The organism is Streptomyces ossamyceticus (assembly GCF_001418475.1).
GTDB classification, from domain to species: domain Bacteria; phylum Actinomycetota; class Actinomycetes; order Streptomycetales; family Streptomycetaceae; genus Streptomyces; species Streptomyces ossamyceticus.
In genome coordinates this window covers 1-16,088 of sequence record NZ_LIQX01000036.1, presented here as the reverse complement: position 1 = coordinate 16,088, position 16,088 = coordinate 1, and the positions used below count along the sequence as shown (strand labels likewise).

Below are 16,088 nucleotides of genomic sequence, written 5' to 3'. Positions count from 1 at the left end.
CGCGGGGTGACCCCGTCCCTCCTGGACGAGCTGAGGGACGGGGTCACCCCGCGGGCCACCCTGCTGGTCGTCGGCGTGCTCGCCCTCCAGCTGCTCTTCATCGCCTCGTACGTGGGGGCGCTGCACCACCCGAAGCTCCGGGACGTGCCGTTCGGTGTGGTCGCACCGCGGGCGGCCGCCGAGCAGACGGTGACCCGGCTGGAACGGCTGCCGGGCGAGCCGCTGGATCCACGCACGGCGGCCGACGCGGCGACGGCGCGCGAGCAGATCGTGGACCGGGAGATCGACGGCGCCCTGCTGATCGACCCGGCCCGCACCACCGACACCCTGCTGGTCGCCTCCGGCGGCGGCCGTTCCCTCGCAGGCGCGCTGGCCGCCCTCGTGGGCACGCTGGAGCAGTCCGAGGGGCGCACGCTGCGGACGGTGGACGTGGCCCCGGCCGGCCTCGGGGACGCCAACGGGCTCACCTCCTTCTATCTGGTCGTGGGCTGGTGCGTCGGCGGCTATCTGTGCGCGTCGGCGCTGGCGATGAGCGCGGGGGCACGGCCCACCAATCTGCGGCGCGGGGTGATCCGGCTCGCCGCCCTGGCGGTGTTCTCGGTCCTCGGCGGGCTCGGCGGCGCGGTGACCGCCGGACCGGTCCTGGGCGCCCTGCCCGGAAGCGTGGCAGCGCTGTGGGGGCTGGGGGCGCTGGTCGTCTTCGCGGTGGGCGCGGCGACGCTGGCGCTCCAGTGCGTCTTCGGGATCGCCGGTATCGGGATCGCCGTGCTGCTGGTGGTGGTCGCCGGCAACCCGAGCGCGGGCGGCGCGCTGCCCCCGCCGCTGCTGCCCCCGTTCTGGGCGGCGATCGGTCCGGCGCTCCCGCCGGGCGCGGGTGTCTGGGTGGCCCGCTCGATCGCGTACTTCGAGGGCAACGACACCACCGTCCCCCTGCTGGTGCTCTCCGCCTGGGCAACGGCGGGGGCCGCCATCACCTTGGTGATGGCGGCCCTGAGAAGGAAGCCGGATCGCCGGCCCGCCGAGGCGTGAGCCGCGGGCCCGGCCGTACGGCGGCCCTCCGACCTCCGGCGTGCCGAGCTCTCGGCCGAGCCGGAGGCCCGGCGCGCGCTCGGCCTCAGCCGATCCGCCTCAGCCGATCTGCGTGCCCGTCGCCGACAGCGCCTCGGTGACCGGCTGGAAGAACGTCTCGCCGCCCGAGGTGCAGTCGCCGCTGCCGCCGGAGGTGAGGCCGACCGCCTTGTCGCCCGAGAAGAGGGAGCCGCCACTGTCGCCGGGCTCGGCGCAGACGTCGGTCTGGATGAGGCCGTTGACGATGTCGCCGTTGCCGTAGTTCACGGTGGCGTCGAGGCCGGTGACCGTGCCGCTGTGGACCTGGGTGGTCGAGCCGCTGCGGGTCACCTTCATGCCGACGGTGGCCTCGGCGGCGCCGCTGATGGCCTGGGTCGAGCCGTTGTAGAGGTTGACCTCGCTGGGGTGGTCGACGTCCGCCGTGTACTTGACCAGGCCGTAGTCGTCGCCAGGGAAGCTGGAGTCCGCGTTCTGGCCGATGACCTGGCCGCCGGCGGACCAGGTGGAGATGCCCTCGGTGCAGTGACCCGCCGTCAGGAAGAACGGCTCGCCACCCTTGACCACGTTGAAGCCGAGGGAGCAGCGCCCGCTGCCGCCGGTGATGGCGTCGCCGCCCGCGACGAAGGTCCTGAACTCGCCCTTCGTGCGCTTGAGTTCGGCCGTGGCGCCGAGGCCGTCCACGACCTCGGTCAGTCTCGCCAGCTCGGCCTTGGAGACGGTGCGGTCGGCGGTGACGACGACCTTGTTGGTGGTGGGGTCGGTGGCCCAGGAGGTGCCGGGGATGGTGGCGTCGTCCTTGAGGGTCGTCCGGGCGCTCTTGAGCTCGGCGAGGGAGTTCTCGACGATCCGGGCCTTGGCGCCGGCCGCCTCGACGGTCTCGGCGGCGGCCTCGTCGAGCACGTTCACGACGAGGAGCTTGCTCTTCGCGTCGTAGTACGTTCCCGCCGCGTCGGCGCCGAGGTCCTCACCGAGGGTCGAGGCGAGCTTTCCGGCCGCCAGGACGGAGAGCGCTTTCGGCTGGGCGGTCGGCGCGGTCTCGCTCGCGTTCGCAGTCTGGAAGGTCACTCCCGCGGCGACCAGCGCGGCGATGCCCGCACCCGTCACGACGACACGGCGCCTGGGTATGCGTCGGTGCTTCAACTCACGTCCTCCTGTGGGGGGTCGGCCGAAGAGGTTGTGGGGACCCCGTTCGACCGTAAGGAATACGGATATGGAGGCGGCGGACGACAAAAACGCCGCGTCCATGCCAACTGTGCGGCGCCAACTATTCCGAGGCGCACAGGGAGCACACAAGGTCGACTTCCGGACGAGCACACACCGTGGGCGCGCGCCCCCAATGTCATTACCGTCCGGTAACGCCCCATGCGAATTCACAGTGCAAACACAGGACGCAACGATCCCCTGCGCAACGGGTGAGGTCTAGTCCTGTCTGAAAGTCGACCCACTGGAGTCCGATTCCCTACGGGGCGTCCTGTGACGGAAGTTGCTCCCGCACCGGTTCCGGTGCCACGGCCGGGACCGACGGAGGGGGAGGCACGGCGACGGGCGGAGCGGGAGGCACGGCCTCACCCGGAACCGGCGGCGCGACGCCCGGAGCCGTCCCGGCCCGCGCACCGTGGACCTGGAGTCGGCCGAGCCGGGACACCACCCCCGCTCGCACCGCCTCACGACCCGCGCCGCGCACAACATGCGGCGCACGCCGTCCCGGCGGTGGTCCCGCCGCCGCAACAGGGCGAGCCCCCGCACGTCGTCACGTGGGGGGCTCGAACTACTGACCGCGATACGTCCTACGGTCGGACGCGGGTGCCGGGGGGAAGAGCACCCGCTCGGGGCCGGCCCGCCCGACCGGCACGGCGGCCGGTCGGCGGTCCTGCTGATCCGGTCGGCCTAGTAGACGCTGACGCCGTAGGCGCTCAGGGCCTCGGTGACCGGCTGGAAGAAGGTCGTGCCACCGGAGCTGCAGTTGCCGCTGCCGCCGGAGGTGAGACCGTACGCGACGCCGTTGCTGCCGTAGAGCGGGCCGCCGGAGTCGCCGGGCTCGGCACAGACCGTGGTCTGGATCATGCCGTAGACGATGTCGCCGCCACCGTAGTTCACGGTCGCGTTGAGAGCGGTCACGCGTCCGGTACGGGTACCGGTGGTGGAGCCGGTACGGATGACGTTGGTGCCCACGCTCGGGGTGGCCGCGCTGGTGATGTCCACGCTGCCCGCGGTGCCGTCCTTGGCGATGGACGTGTTGCTGTAGCGCACGATGCCGTAGTCGTTGGTCGGGAAGCTCGACCCGGTGGTCGGGCCGAGGACCGTCGTACGACCGGAGTTGGAGTACCAGGTGCCCGCGCCGTCGGTGCAGTGACCGGCGGTCAGGAAGTAGTAGGTGCTCCCGCTGCGGACGTTGAAGCCGAGCGAGCAGCGCCAGCTACTCGCATAGATGGCGTCGCCGCCCTTGATGAGCTTGTTGAACTTGCCCGGCGTCCGCTTGATCGTCAGAGCGCCGGCCTTGTCGCCCGCCGCCTCCTTGATCTTCAGCAGTTCGGCCTGGGAGACGGTGCTGTCGACGGTGACGACGAGCTTGTCCGTCTTCTCGTCGACCGCCCAGGCGGTACCGGGGATATCCGCCTTGAGCACCGACGCGCTGGCGCTCTTGAGCTCCGACGCGCTGAACGTGCGGGCGTCTGCCGCGGTGGCGGTGGGGACTGTCGCGGCGGCCGCGGCCACGAGTCCGGTGGTCACGGCGATCAGCCGGGTCCGTCTCGCGATGCCGCTGCGGGGAGTGGTGCGCTTGATCCTCACTGTTCGTTCCCTCCTACAGGGAAGTCGGGGGCCCGCGTGGGGTTTGGGCCCGTGAGGCGCGAATCAGGGCACGTGTCCGGATTCCGAATATGCCGTGCTCCTGACAAGGCGCTGCGGGGAAGTATTCGGCCGCACCACCGATCCCCGCAAGAGTGCCTTTCGGCCGCTCGAACACCAACCGGCCCAGTGGGCAAGGCAGTTGATCTCACCGACGGAGTTGTGGGGATTCTGTGTGAATCCCGGACGGCCGACCCGGGGTCCCCATAAGTACGACCCCGTCACCGTCGGCGGGGGACGCGTCAGAGGGGGACGCGTCAGAGCACACCTCGATCATTAGACCGCCCGATCATGCCCCCTCGGGGGTCGCTCGCCTTCACGCGCGCCCCCAGCGCGCCCGCGCCGACGCACGCGCGGCCGCCGGCCGTACCCCGGCCCGGCCGTGGGTCAGCAGTCGCAGCAGTCACACGCGTCGCAGCAGTCGCAGTCCCGGCAGCAGCCCTCCCGCTTCTTCCGGGACCACGGCCCTTCGTACTCCTTCGCACAGCACAACTGGCAGGTGCAGCACAGCAACCAGAACATCCCGCAACCGGCCCAGAACCCCCGCCGCCTGGGCGGCTGTGGCTGCGGCACGCCGCCGAAGCCGCCGGGCCCGCCACCGCTGCCGCCGTACGCGCCGCCACCACCGAACGGGTTCCCGCCGCCGTAGGGGTTCCCACCCGCGCCGCCGTACGGGTTTCCGGCGCCGCCCCCGTACGGGTTGCCGTGCGGCGGAGGCCCGCCGTGCTGGTGCGACGCGCACACCGGCACCGTGCCGAACGCCCGGTCGACGGAGCGCCGGAGTTCGTGCACGAGCAGCAGATGGGCCAGCTTGCCGTCGACGAAGTCGACCTCGCGCAGGGCGAGCCGGATGCCGTGCAGGGCATCCTCGGCGAGCCGCCGGGCCTCGGGCAGGGACGTCCCGGTCGCGGTCAGCGGGTTCCACGCGCCTGCCGCGGCGTCGTCGGCCAGGTCCTCGACCGCGTCCAGGAGATGGGCGAGGCGCCCGAAGAGCCGGCCGGCCTCGGCGAGCGGTTCGACGTTGCCCGGGCGTCCGGCGAGCACCGCGGTGTGCGCGAAGGCCGCCGCGGTCGCCGTCTCGGTCGGCTCGGTCACCGTCAACAGCGGTGTGCCCGGCCCGGCGAGCGCCTCGACGCCTAGCTGCCGGTCCACGGCGTCGACCAGCACCGCCGTGTCGAAGCCGAGGTCCGAGCCGGTGCGCGCGCCGGCGCGCCCCCAGCTCGTCGCGACCCGGCGCGCGGCGGACGCGACCGGCTTGCGCGCCAGCAGTCCGTCACCGTCGGCCACGTGGTCGCGCACCTTGGCCGAGGCGAGGACCAGGGAGACGGCGGCGGCGAGCCGAGCGCCCTCGCCCTGCGCGACGGACGCGGTGCGCATGCCCCGCAGCGGGCAGGGCCCGGCGGTGCGCCGCCAGTCGGTGGTCCGCTCGGCCTGAGCCTCCGTCAGAACCGAGACCAGCAGGCCGTCGTAGTTCGTCACGATGCGGGCGAACTGCCCGTGGTCCCCGCGCAGCGCGAGACAGAGCCCGCACAGATGTGCCATCCACTGGGCCTTCAGACCTTCACCGAGCCGATGACCGCAGGGCCTCACGATTCCGAACACGACGTCCCCCGTGTCTGTCGCGCGCCCCGAACGGCCACGCGCACGTGCCTGAACTGCGCCGCATCGTAGCCGCCGGAACGTTCACCCGGACGCTCGACACTCACCCAAACGCCGCGAACAATATTATTTCACTCTCAGTCAGCAGACGTGTACGGCACAGCCCTTGGGGCACATGGACTCTCGACGAATTCGTTCTGCACCAGTACCGTCACGAAACCCCCGTGCGGCGTCTATCCACTTGGCGAGACATCCGCATCATGGACGACGATAGGGATGCGGAAAGAGAAAAAGACCGCTGTGAGAGGAGGCGTCCATGGGATCGGTGCGCAAGGCGAGTGCCTGGCTTGGCCTCGTCGACGACAACGATGACGAGCGTTACTACGACGACGACTACGCCGATGAGCGGGAGTCCGGGTCCGGCGAGGCATGGGTCACCGACCCTCGCGTGAAGGTCGCGTCCGAGTCCGCCCACGAGCAGGGCCGCCGGATCGGCACGGTCACCCCGGACAGCTTCCGCGACGCACGGCACATCGGCGAACTCTTCCGGGACGGCGTCCCGGTCATCATGAACCTCACGAACATGGAGCCCTCCGACGCCAAGCGTGTCGTCGACTTCGCCGCCGGCCTGATCTTCGGTCTGCGCGGCTCGATCGAGCGGGTCTCCAACCGCGTGTTCCTGCTGACCCCCGCCGACACGGAGATCGTCAGCGGCGAGGCCGCCGGCCGACCGGCCGACGGCTTCTTCAACCAGAGCTGAGGCAGGGCGGCTCACCGCCCCGCCTTCCGGTGCCCCCGGTCACCGGAAGGCGTCGAGTCCGGTGAGCGCCTTGCCCAGCACGAGCTGGTGCATCTCGACGGTGCCCTCGTAGGTGAGCACGGACTCCAGGTTGGTCGCGTGCCGCATCACCGGGTACTCCAGCGAGATCCCGTTCGCACCGAGGATCGTGCGGGCGGTACGGCAGATCTCGATCGCCTCTCGTACGTTGTTCAGCTTGCCGAAGCTGATCTGCTCGGGACGGAGTCGTCCCGCGTCCATCCGCCGCCCCAGATGGTGGGCGAGCAGAATCCCCTTGTGCAACTCGACCGCCATGTCGGCGAGTTTGGCCTGGGTGAGCTGGAAACCCCCGATCGGCCTCCCGAACTGCTCACGGGTCCTGGCGTAGTCGAGCGCGGCCTCGAAACTCGACCGCGCCGCCCCCATCGAGCCCCACACGATCCCGTACCGGGCGTGCGACAGACAACTGAGGGGACCCTTGAGTCCCTTGACCTCCGGCAGGACGGCATCGGCGGGCAACCGGACGTCGTCGAGGACGAGTTCGCTGGTGACGGAGGCCCGCAGGGACCACTTGTGCTTGATCTCCGGCGCCGAGAACCCGGCGGTGTCCGTCGGTACGGCGAACCCGCGGATGCCGTCGTCCGTCTGCGCCCACACGACGGCGACCCCCGCGACGGACCCGTTCGTGATCCACATCTTGCGCCCGTTGAGGACCCAGTCGGTGCCGTCGCGCTTGGCATACGTCCGCATCGAGGCCGGGTCGGACCCGTGGTCGGGCTCGGTCAGCCCGAAGCAGCCGATGACCTCGCCGGCCGCCATCCGCGGCAGCCAGGTCTCCTTCTGCTGCTCGCTGCCGAACCGGTGGATGGCGTACATGGCGAGGGAGCCCTGCACGGACACCAGCGACCGGATCCCCGAGTCCGCGGCCTCCAGCTCCAGACAGGCGAGCCCGTACTGCACGGCACTGGCCCCCGCGCACCCGTACCCGTCGAGGGACATGCCCAGCGCCCCGATCGCCCCCAGCTCCCGGGCGAGCTCGCGGATCTCCGGCAGCTCGCCCCGCTCGTACCACTCGGCGACGAACGGCAGCACCCGGTCCGCGGCCCAGCCGCGCACGGTGTCCCGCACCGCGAGATCCTCGGGTTCGAGCAGGTCGTCGAGGCCGAGCGGGTCGGCGGGGTCGAAGGACGGCGACTTCGCGGGCACGGACATGAGGGCAACCTCCGGCTCACTAAAACTAGCAACGCTAGGCAGATTACCCACACGCCCCGGCCACGCCCAGTGCCCGGCGGCTCAGCGCACCGACTCCGCCCGCACGGGCGTCGCCTTCGCCTCTCTCGGCCCCGGGACTTCCGCCTCGCACTCCATGGCCCGCGGCAGCCGCAGTGCCATGACCGCGCCCAGTACCAACAGGCCCGCGCTCACCAGCAACGTGACATGCAGACCGTGCACGAAGGAGTCCCGGGCCGCGTGCCGCAGCGCCTCCCCGGAGGGCCCGCCCAACCGCCCGGCGATCTCGTACGCCTCCCCTAGCGAGTGCCCCGCCGCCGCGGACGCCGACGAGGGAACCCCCGGCACCGACGACAACCCGGGCGCGTACGCCGCGTTCATCACGCTGCCGAGGAGGGCGATGCCGATGCCCGCGCCCAGTTGGTAGGAGGTCTCACCGATCGCCGCGGCCCCGCCGGCGGACGACGCGGGCGCCTCGCTCAGCATCGACTCGTACGCCGCGAACAGGGTCGTCTCCAGGCCGAAGCCCAGCAGGACGAAGCCGGTGAGCAGCAGCGCCGCGTTGTCCTGGCGGCCCATCTCCGTGAGCAGCACCACCGCGAACGCGGTGAGGCAGAAGCCCAGCGACACCATGCGGCGCGGGCCGAAGCGGTGCAGCAGATGGGAGCCGACGAGCCCGGCCGCCATCGCCGCGATGGTCAGCGGCAGCAGCCGCAGCCCGGTCTCCAGCGGGGAGAGCCCGAGGACCAGTTGCAGATACTGCGCGGCGATCAGTTCGAGGCCCACCAGCGCGAGCATGGCGAGGACGATGCAGCCGACGGAGGTGCTGAACGCGGGCCGCGTGAACATCCGCAGGTCGACCAGCGGATGCCTCCGGCGCCGCTGTCGGCGCACGAACGCGGCCATCAGGACACCGCCCCCGAGCAGCGCCACCGCGGTGCCCGGGTCGAACGGCGGGTGCCCGCCGCCGAGTCGCTTCACGCCGAGGACGACGCCGAAGAGTCCGACGGCCGCCATCAGTGCGCCCACGACATCCCACGGTCCGTCGCGGTCGCCGGTCGACTCCGGCAGCAGCAGACGTCCGACGGGCAGGCTGACGAGCATCAGGGGGATGTTGACAAGGAAGACGGAGCCCCACCAGAAGTGCTCCAGCAGGAACCCGCCGAGCAGAGGTCCGACGGCCGCGCCGACCGCGGCGACGGCGCTCCAGACACCGATGGCGAGGGCGCGCTCGCGCCGGTCGGGGAACACCTGCCGCAGGATCGACAGCGTCGCCGGCATGATCATCGCGCCGCCGACGCCGAGCAGCGCCCGGGCCGCGATCAGGACCTGCGGGTTCTCGGCGAAGGCGGCGAGTGCGGAAGCGACACCGAACAGGGCGTAGCCGAGGAGCAGGACGCGTCTGCGGCCGACACGGTCGCCGAGGGTGCCGAAGAGGATCAGCAGCGAGGCGCAGACGAGCGGGTAGACGTCGACGATCCAGAGGAGCTCTATGGCGCCGGGCTTGATGTCCTCGGTGACGGCGGGCACCGCCACGTGCAGCACGGTGGCGTCCACGGCGACGAGCAGCAGGCTGACGCAGAGGACGACGAGGACGACCCATCGGTTTGCACCGGCCCCGGCCTCCCTACGGCGTCGCGCGGCGGCCGTGGGCGTCCCGGACATGTACGTACCTCCCAGATGCTCTCGCGCTCGGCGGGACCGCGGGGCGGGGACTCCCCGGCGGCTACGGCCCGGGAGAGCGGCGGCCCGGACCCGCGCAACGAAAGGCGAGTGAGCCGTCAGGGTACGCGAGTTCCGGCCGGTGAAACGTGGTGGGTGTCTCATGGACGGCTTCCGCGGTGTGTGGCGTACGACACCCCGCCGACCGTCCACGGGTTCTCCACGGCTCCTCCATCGCCCGTTCCCCGGTCGCCCGTGGGTCATCCGTCACGATCCCTCACCGACCATCACGTGCGGACCCCCCGGCCGGTTCCGGGCACCGCCGATAATCGAGCGCGTGACCGATCTTGCTACGCGCCCGGCGCCGCCCCTCCTCCGGCGGGCCGCCCCCGCACTCCTCGGGTACGCCGCCGTGCGCGTCCTGGGGGTCGTCGTGCTCACCCTGTGGAGCGCGGCGCGCGACAAGAGCGCCCTGACACTGCTGTCGGCCCGCTGGGACGCGCTCTGGTACACGAGGGTGGCCGAGCTCGGTTACGGCTACGAGGTGCGCCTGCCCAACGGTGACGTCCACTCGAACCTGGCCTTCTTCCCGCTGCTGCCGTGGCTGGAGCGCGCGGTGTCGGCGGTGACGCCGCTGTCGTACGCGCACGCCGGGCTGGCCGTCGGGACGCTGGCCTCGCTCGGGGCGGCCTGGGGGATCTTCGCCGTCGTCGACCTGGTCTACGGCCGGCGGGCCGGGGTGTGCGCGGTGCTGCTGTGGGCGGTGCTGCCGGTGGGGATCGTGCAGTCGATGGCGTACACGGAGGCGCTGTTCACCGCGCTGGCCGCCTGGTCCCTGTACGCCGTCCTGACCGGCCGCTGGGTGACGGCGGGCGCCCTGGCCGCCCTCGCGGGCCTCACCCGCCCGGTGGGCCTGGCGGTGGTCGCGGCGGTATGGGCGGCGGCGATCACGTCGTACGTACGACAGCGACACCTCGACCCCGCTCCCTCGTCCGGACGGAACCGGAGCCCGGAGGCGTCGGGGGGCACCCCTTGGTGGCCGCGCGCCCTCGGCATGCTCCTCGCCCCTCTGGGGGCGGGCGGTTACGTGCTGTGGGTCGGCGAGCGCACCGGCAAGGGGCCGCTCGGCTATCTCGACGTCCAGGCGGGCTGGCGCAATGGCTTCGACGGTGGCTACGCCTTCGCCCGGTTCATCGCCGACAAGTTCACGTCGTTCCCCTCGGCCCTGGCGGGCGTCGGTCTGATCGCCGGTGTGGCGGCGGTCGTATGGCTGTACGTGATCTGCGTCCGGCAGGGCCAGCCGCTCCCGCTGCTGGTCTACGCGGGGGTCGTGACCGCGCTGGCCCTGTGCGCGTCGAGTTACTTCGGTTCGAAACCGCGCCTGTTGATGCCCGCCTTCCCGCTGCTCCTGCCTCTCGCCCTGGCTCTGGCCCGGGCGCGGACCCCGAGGTCGGCGGCGGTGCTCGGCGGCGTCGCGGCCGTGTCGGCGGTCTACGGGGCGTTCTGGCTGAACGGCTCCGGCCCGCCCTGAGCGTCACCCGGCAGCGGGAAGCGGTTGCGTAATTCGGCGCAAGCGGACGGTGAACGAATTCAAAAGGACCGCAAAACGACGGACCATCATTCGGCCATGGAATTGAAGGCTGAGCAGTCCATCCATTCAACATTCAGCAGAAATAAACATCAATCTGAGAGCAATCCCACATCACGGCGTCATCACAAAGCCGGTGATTCACGCCGCACCGGAGCTCACTCGCTGTAACGTCGATTGAGTGCGTACCGAACTAAAGCCGACCCGTCTGGACCGGGTCTTCTCCAGGCTGGACCGTGAGCCTGAGCGACCGGCCCACATCGACGTGCCGGTGATGACGCGGCACCGTGTGGTGCTGTTCTCGTCGACCCTCGCCTTCTACGTGGCCATCGTGTGGGCCGTGATCATCACCTCGTGGCTCGTGCGGCTCGACTGGCAGATCATGTTCTTCCGGCCGTACCAGCAGTGGCCGGAGATCCACGCCTTCCTCGACTACTACGTCGTCCTGGGCCAGCGCGGCCCCACCGCCGTGATGGTCGCCGCCTGGCTGGGCTGGCGCTCCTGGCGGCAGCACACCCTGCGCCCGCTCCTCGCGCTCGGCGTCTCGCTGCTGCTGCTGAACATCACGGTCGGCGCCGCCAAGCTCGGCATGGGCAGACTCGGCCCGCACTACGCGACCGAGATCGGCTCCAACGAGATGTGGCTGGGCGGCGACATATTTCCTTCGGGCCACACCGCCAACGCCGTGGTGACCTGGGGCATCCTGGCGTATCTGGCGTCGACCCCGCGGGCCAGGCGTTGGCTGTCCGCGCTGTCCGCCGTGACCTCGCTCGGCGTCGGCCTCACCACCGTGTACCTGGGCACGCACTGGCTCAGCGACGTACTGCTGGGCTGGGCCGCCGGTCTGCTGATCCTGCTGGCGCTGCCCTGGTTCGAGCCGTTGATCTCCCGCGCCGAGGCCTGGATCTTCTCGCTGCGGGACACCTGGCGCGACCGCCGTACGACGGTCCCCGCTCCGGCCCCGACCCCGGCGCCGGTGGGGACGAGCACGCTGCGCACACCCGGCGAAGAGGCGGCGAGCGTCCGCGACACGGGGATCGCGGCCCGCACCGCCCACGCCCCGATCATGCCGCTGCACCTGCCCTCCACCCCGCATTCGGCCAGGTCGGAGCGGGCGCCGATCACCCCGCTCGGCCACCGTCGGCCGCCCCACGCGGACCGTATGACACGAGGGACCTCCACGGCCCGGCCGGTCGCGGGCGGCTGACACGAGACAGCGGGGCAGGTACGCACACTCCATGCCCCGCACCGCGAAGGCCCGGCTCGTCACGAGCCGGGCCTTCGCCCGTCCTGCCTCCGGCCGGCCCCGCGATCAGCCCTTCCAGGCGCGCTTCACCCGGCCGTCCTCGACTTCCAGGTTGAGCCGGCCGAAGCGGTACTCCATGGTGATGATCGCGCCCGGCGGCAGCTTTCTGACGGTGGACCAGCCGTGTTCCAGGGCGCGTCGCTCGGCGCTCGGCGCCTCCAGACCGACGTAGGAGTCGGGGTTGTCCCGGGGCTCTTCGGGCGAGTGCGGAATCGGTGCCATGCCCGCCACGTTAGGCGGCCGAAGGGGGCCCTGTCCCCCCGCAGTCACGCTTCTGTCACAGAACCACGACACGCGTTTCGGCCCAACTTCGTCACACGTACGAGCGGTTCCGCGGGCCTTGCCCGCGCTGGCGAACACAATTCCGGAGTGCTTCGGCACCATCTCGAATAGCCCGTAGGAAAGCAGGTCCGGGGCCGTGTGTCCGGTGCATGTCCGGCCTTTTCCCACCGATTCCCGGACGGCTCCGGGAAGCGGGGACCTCATGGGAAATACACGATTCCTGCACAGTTCCCCCGTACGCCCCCTGTCGGAGCGGCCGGGGCGCGAGCATCATGGCGTGCATCACGGGCCCGGGACGCGGCAGCGAAGGGGCGAGCGATGGGGACCGAGACCGTACCGGCGTCGGCACGACCCGTACGGAGGGGCAAGCGGCCGGGACGGCTGGTGGTCGACTGGCTGACCACCACGGACCACAAGAAGATCGGCCATCTCTACCTGGTCACGTCGTTCCTGTTCTTCCTGGCGGCCGGTCTGATGGCCCTGGTGATGCGGGCCGAACTGGCCCGGCCGGGCCTGCAGATCGTGGACAACGAGCAGTTCAACCAGTTGTTCACGCTGCACGGCACGATCATGCTGCTGCTCTTCGCGACGCCGACCTTCGCCGGGTTCGCCAACGAGATCATGCCCCTGCAGATCGGTGCGCCCGATGTCGCCTTCCCCCGGCTGAACATGCTGTCGTACTGGCTGTTCCTCTTCGGCGGGCTGATCGTCATGGCGTCGCTGCTGGTGCCGTCCGGCCCCGCGGCCTTCGGCTGGTTCGCCTACGCGCCGCTGAACAGCCTGGAGCGGTCACCGGGCATCGGGGCCGACATGTGGATCATGGGGCTGGCGCTGTCCGGGTTCGGCACGATCCTCGGCGCGGTGAACTTCCTGACCACGATCATCGGGATGCGCGCCCCCGGTATGACGATGTTCCGGATGCCGATCTTCACCTGGAACACGCTGTTCACGTCGATCCTGATCCTGATGGCGTTCCCGGTGCTGGCGGCGGCGCTGCTCTGCCTGGAGGCCGACAGGCGGTTCGGCGCACAGGTCTTCGACTCGGCCAACGGCGGCGCGCTGCTGTGGCAGCACCTGTTCTGGTTCTTCGGGCATCCCGAGGTCTACATCATCGCGCTGCCGTTCTTCGGGATCATCACGGAGATCATCCCGGTCTTCAGCCGGAAGCCGATCTTCGGCTATCTCACCCTGGTCGGCGCGACGATGGCGATCACGGGCCTGTCGGTGGTGGTGTGGGCGCACCACATGTTCGCCACCGGGGCGGTGCTGCTGCCGTTCTTCTCGTTCATGAGCTTCCTGATCGCCGTGCCGACGGGGGTGAAGTTCTTCAACTGGACGGGGACGATGCTGAAGGGCTCACTGTCGTTCGAGACGCCGATGCTGTGGGCGACCGGGTTCCTGGTGTCGTTCCTGTTCGGTGGTCTGACGGGGGTGATCCTGGCCTCGCCGCCCATGGACTTCCACGTCACGGACTCGTACTTCGTGGTGGCGCACTTCCACTACGTGGTGTTCGGCACGGTCGTCTTCGCGACGTTCGCGGGGCTGTTCTTCTGGTGGCCGAAGTTCACCGGGAAGATGCTGGACGAGCGGCTCGGCAAGATCCAGTTCTGGACCCTGTTCGTCGGGTTCCACACCACGTTCCTGGTGCAGCACTGGCTGGGCGCGGAGGGCATGCCGCGGCGGTACGCGGACTATCTGGCCGCCGACGGCTTCACCGCCCTCAACACGGTGTCGACGATCGGCGCGTTCCTGCTCGGCCTGTCGACGCTGCCGTTCCTCTACAACGTCTGGAAGACCTCCCGGTACGGCGTGCGGGTCCAGGTCGACGACCCGTGGGGCTTCGGGCGGTCCCTGGAGTGGGCGACGTCGTGTCCGCCGCCGCGGCACAACTTCGTGACGCTGCCCCGGGTCCGCTCCGAGTCCCCGGCGTTCGACCTGCACCATCCGAGGTTCGCCGCGATCACGCCGCCCCAGACCCGCGAGGGCCAGGAGCGGACGCCGCATCCGCGCTTCGGTCAAGAGCGGCCGTCAGACGGTCCCGAAGGGTCCTGATCGTCTCGGTCAGCGCCGACGGTTCGACGACCTCGAACGCGATGCCGGTCATCATCACGTGGATGGCCATCACGTCGAGGTTCGCCGCCCCGGTGCGCAGCAGACAGCTGTCGTCGTCGAGGGGCTCCAGGGTGCCCGCGGCGGGCGAGAGCCGAGCGGCGGCCTCCTCGGCGGGGACGAGCAGCCGGACGACGGCTTGGGCGGCGTAGGCGCGCGTGGAGATCCCCTCGGAGACGTACGCGGCGAGGTCGGCGGCCGGCGCCTCGCGGGGGGTGAAGCGCGGCCCGTGCGGCGGTTTGGGCGTGACGCGGTCGACGCGGAAGGTGCGCCAGTCGCCGCGGTCGACGTCCCAGGCGACGAGGTACCAGCGCCGCTCGGTGCACACCAGGCGGTGCGGCTCGACCGTACGGCGGGTGGTGGCGCCGCCGTGGTCGCGGTACTCGAAGCGCAGGCGCTCGGCGTCCCGGCAGGCGTGGGCGAGGTCGGTGAGGACCGCCGGGTCGACGGCGGAGGGCTGGGGGCCGCGCAGCAGCGGCACGGTGAAGGCGTTGAGGGCGCCGACCCGGCGGCGCAGCCGGTTCGGCAGCACCTGTTCGAGCTTGGCGAGGGCCCGCACCGAGGATTCGCCGATGCCCTCGACGCCCTGGCCCGCGGCCGTGCGCAGCCCGACGGCGACGGCGACCGCCTCGTCGTCGTCCAGCAGCAGCGGCGGCAACTGGGCGCCGGCGCCGAGCTGGTAGCCGCCGCCGGTGCCGGGGCTGGCGTTGACGGGGTAGCCGAGTTCGCGCAGCCGGTCCACGTCACGGCGGACCGTGCGGGGTGTGACGCCGAGGCGGTCGGCCAGCTCGGAGCCGGACCATTCGCGGTGGGCCTGCAAGAGCGAGAGCAGCCGCAGCAGACGTGCCGATGTCTCCAACATGGGGGCGAGTCTGCCAGCGGTCGAGGACAGTTACTGTCCTCGACCGTCGCTGCCCCTTCGCGGCTCAGCCCACGGCGGCGACCGTGACCGACAGATCGTTGTCGACCGTGTAGTACGGGGTCGCCTCCACCGGGCCGTGCTCCGTGTCGACGCCGGCCGTGGGGTACACGTAGACGGGTTTCTTGTCGACGACGTCGTCGAGCAGCCGCGCGATCCGTACCCGCGGCCCGGCCTCGCCGCCGGGACGCAGCCACAGGTCCCACAGGCCGGGCCGCAGCGCGCCGTACGCCACGGTGAAGCGGAACCCGCCGGGTGCCGGGGTCAGGTCGGCCCGGACGGGCGGGAACGCGCCGTGCCGGTCGGCGGCCTCGGCGTACGCGTCCGGGGCGGTTTCGGTGCCGTAGAGGCGGACGCTGACGGTCAGTTCGCCGTCGCCGATGTGCAGCGCGCCGGCCTCGGCGTGCGGTGAGCGCTCCCAGCTGCGGACCGAGAGGTTGCCGTTCTTGGTGGCGTAGGGGATGCGGACGACGACCCGCTCGGCGACCGCGCCGGGAGCCCGGTCGACCAGGGAGCGCAGGTCGTTGAGGCCGGGAGCGAGCCGGAGCGGCTCAGCGCCCGCCGCTCGCAGATAGGCGTCCCAGCGGCCCTCGGACAGGGCCACGCTGCCGGGCAGCGCCGCCCTGAGGCGGTCGCCGCCGGCCGGGGTGAGGGGCAGGCGCACCTCCTCCCGGCCGCCCCGGCGGCGCAGCAGAAGATG

The 16,088-nt window shown here is 71.2% G+C and carries 13 protein-coding genes; 5 read left to right on the top strand and 8 right to left on the bottom strand.

Going from position 1 to position 16,088, the window contains the following annotated elements:
- The first annotated feature begins 6 nt into the window (after positions 1 to 6).
- Positions 7 to 1,029 (top strand): hypothetical protein, encoded by a 1,023-nt coding sequence (locus tag AOK15_RS03585; RefSeq protein WP_055512645.1) that lies wholly within the window; start codon positions 7 to 9, stop codon positions 1,027 to 1,029.
- Between the two features lie 99 nt (positions 1,030 to 1,128).
- Here the strand turns inward: AOK15_RS03585 and AOK15_RS03580 are convergent, their stop codons facing one another.
- From AOK15_RS03580 to AOK15_RS03570, 3 genes are all read right to left on the bottom strand, one after another.
- On the bottom strand, positions 1,129 to 2,208 hold the full coding sequence (locus tag AOK15_RS03580; protein ID WP_055512643.1) for a S1 family peptidase: 1,080 nt from the start codon (positions 2,206 to 2,208) through the stop codon (positions 1,129 to 1,131).
- A gap of 747 nt (positions 2,209 to 2,955) precedes the next feature.
- The gene (locus tag AOK15_RS03575) at positions 2,956 to 3,858 is read right to left on the bottom strand and encodes a S1 family peptidase (protein WP_055512641.1); all 903 of its coding nucleotides are present in this window, start codon (positions 3,856 to 3,858) and stop codon (positions 2,956 to 2,958) included.
- A gap of 444 nt (positions 3,859 to 4,302) precedes the next feature.
- Positions 4,303 to 5,517 carry a DUF5685 family protein gene (locus tag AOK15_RS03570; RefSeq protein WP_055512639.1) on the bottom strand — a complete coding sequence of 405 codons (1,215 nt, stop codon included), beginning with the start codon at positions 5,515 to 5,517 and terminating at the stop codon, positions 4,303 to 4,305.
- A gap of 313 nt (positions 5,518 to 5,830) precedes the next feature.
- Between AOK15_RS03570 and AOK15_RS03565 the strand changes: the two genes are divergently transcribed.
- Positions 5,831 to 6,274 carry a cell division protein SepF gene (locus AOK15_RS03565; protein ID WP_055512637.1) on the top strand — a complete coding sequence of 148 codons (444 nt, stop codon included), beginning with the start codon at positions 5,831 to 5,833 and terminating at the stop codon, positions 6,272 to 6,274.
- 39 nt (positions 6,275 to 6,313) lie between these two features.
- On the opposite strand, the gene AOK15_RS03560 is transcribed toward AOK15_RS03565, so the two are convergent.
- Positions 6,314 to 7,504 carry an acyl-CoA dehydrogenase family protein gene (locus AOK15_RS03560; RefSeq protein ID WP_055512635.1) on the bottom strand — a complete coding sequence of 397 codons (1,191 nt, stop codon included), beginning with the start codon at positions 7,502 to 7,504 and terminating at the stop codon, positions 6,314 to 6,316.
- Between the two features lie 81 nt (positions 7,505 to 7,585).
- A complete protein-coding gene (locus AOK15_RS03555) occupies positions 7,586 to 9,187 on the bottom strand; it encodes an MFS transporter (RefSeq protein WP_055512633.1) in 1,602 nt (533 codons plus the stop codon).
- A gap of 334 nt (positions 9,188 to 9,521) precedes the next feature.
- Between AOK15_RS03555 and AOK15_RS03550 the strand changes: the two genes are divergently transcribed.
- A complete protein-coding gene (locus AOK15_RS03550; protein WP_055512631.1) occupies positions 9,522 to 10,715 on the top strand; it encodes a glycosyltransferase family 39 protein in 1,194 nt (397 codons plus the stop codon).
- A gap of 238 nt (positions 10,716 to 10,953) precedes the next feature.
- Positions 10,954 to 11,979: a phosphatase PAP2 family protein gene (locus AOK15_RS03545; RefSeq protein WP_055512628.1), complete on the top strand. Its 1,026-nt coding sequence runs from the start codon at positions 10,954 to 10,956 to the stop codon at positions 11,977 to 11,979.
- Between the two features lie 105 nt (positions 11,980 to 12,084).
- Here AOK15_RS03545 and AOK15_RS03540 read toward each other — a convergent pair whose 3' ends face one another.
- The gene (locus tag AOK15_RS03540; protein ID WP_055512626.1) at positions 12,085 to 12,300 is read right to left on the bottom strand and encodes an I78 family peptidase inhibitor; all 216 of its coding nucleotides are present in this window, start codon (positions 12,298 to 12,300) and stop codon (positions 12,085 to 12,087) included.
- A 378-nt stretch (positions 12,301 to 12,678) separates the two neighbouring features.
- Here AOK15_RS03540 and ctaD point away from each other — a divergent pair, with 378 nt between their 5' ends.
- Entirely contained in the window at positions 12,679 to 14,412 is a 1,734-nt protein-coding gene (gene ctaD, locus AOK15_RS03535) for an aa3-type cytochrome oxidase subunit I (protein WP_055512624.1), read from the top strand.
- On the opposite strand, the gene AOK15_RS03530 is transcribed toward ctaD, so the two are convergent.
- Both AOK15_RS03530 and AOK15_RS03525 read right to left on the bottom strand, forming a co-directional pair.
- Positions 14,321 to 15,331 (bottom strand): helix-turn-helix transcriptional regulator, encoded by a 1,011-nt coding sequence (locus AOK15_RS03530; protein WP_055512622.1) that lies wholly within the window; start codon positions 15,329 to 15,331, stop codon positions 14,321 to 14,323. The genes ctaD and AOK15_RS03530 overlap by 92 nt on opposite strands.
- 64 nt (positions 15,332 to 15,395) lie before the next feature.
- Positions 15,396 to 16,088 (bottom strand): hypothetical protein (locus tag AOK15_RS03525; protein ID WP_055512620.1); only part of this gene is annotated, 693 nt, incomplete at its 5' end.

Excerpts from the sequence above, each read along its gene's own strand:
- AOK15_RS03555 (WP_055512633.1), bottom strand. The coding sequence starts at position 9,187 with ATGTCCGGGACGCCCACGGCCGCCGCGCGACGCCGTAGGGAGGCCGGG.
- AOK15_RS03560 (WP_055512635.1), bottom strand. The coding sequence starts at position 7,504 with ATGTCCGTGCCCGCGAAGTCGCCGTCCTTCGACCCCGCCGACCCGCTC.
- AOK15_RS03565 (WP_055512637.1), top strand. The coding sequence starts at position 5,831 with ATGGGATCGGTGCGCAAGGCGAGTGCCTGGCTTGGCCTCGTCGACGAC.
- ctaD (WP_055512624.1), top strand. The coding sequence starts at position 12,679 with ATGGGGACCGAGACCGTACCGGCGTCGGCACGACCCGTACGGAGGGGC.
- AOK15_RS03540 (WP_055512626.1), bottom strand. The coding sequence starts at position 12,300 with ATGGCACCGATTCCGCACTCGCCCGAAGAGCCCCGGGACAACCCCGAC.
- AOK15_RS03530 (WP_055512622.1), bottom strand. The coding sequence starts at position 15,331 with ATGTTGGAGACATCGGCACGTCTGCTGCGGCTGCTCTCGCTCTTGCAG.